Source organism: Streptomyces sp. URMC 126 (genome assembly GCF_051386555.1).
In the GTDB taxonomy this organism is placed as follows: Bacteria; Actinomycetota; Actinomycetes; order Streptomycetales; family Streptomycetaceae; genus Streptomyces.
This window is the reverse complement of record NZ_JBPQTX010000712.1, coordinates 1-354: the sequence shown is the minus strand read 5'-3', so window position 1 is coordinate 354 and position 354 is coordinate 1. Positions and strand designations below refer to the sequence as shown.

Here is a 354-nt window from a genome sequence, read left to right as displayed (position 1 = left end):
ATGCCGGGGCGCGAGCCGTACGGGTAGGCGGTGCCGACCGCCGGGCGGTCGCTCTCGCCCAGCACCCACGGCCCGGTCAGGCGCTCCTCGCTGGCCCGCTGCAGGACGTCGAAGTCGTCGCGGAAGTACTGCACGTCGATGGCGAGGGCGCGTCGCATGAAGTCCAGCAGGGTGCGGGCGACCTCCTCGCGCAGCGCCGGGTCGGCGCCGCGCAGCACCGCGTGGGCGGCCTGCCAGCGCTCGGGCCGGGCGGCGATCCAGTCCAGGTCCTCGTAGTAGATCCGCAGCAGGCCCGTCTGCTCCAGGTTCGGCATGGTGATGCGCCAGCCGCGCTCCAGGTCGCGGTACAGGCGG

Annotated in this window: 1 protein-coding gene; it reads right to left on the bottom strand. The window is 74.3% G+C overall.

Annotation, left to right across the window (positions count from 1 at the left end; translation table 11 throughout):
• Nucleotides 1–354, bottom strand: a 354-nt coding sequence (locus ACSNOK_RS33580; protein WP_436784553.1) for a hypothetical protein, incomplete at both ends; no start/stop codon positions are given.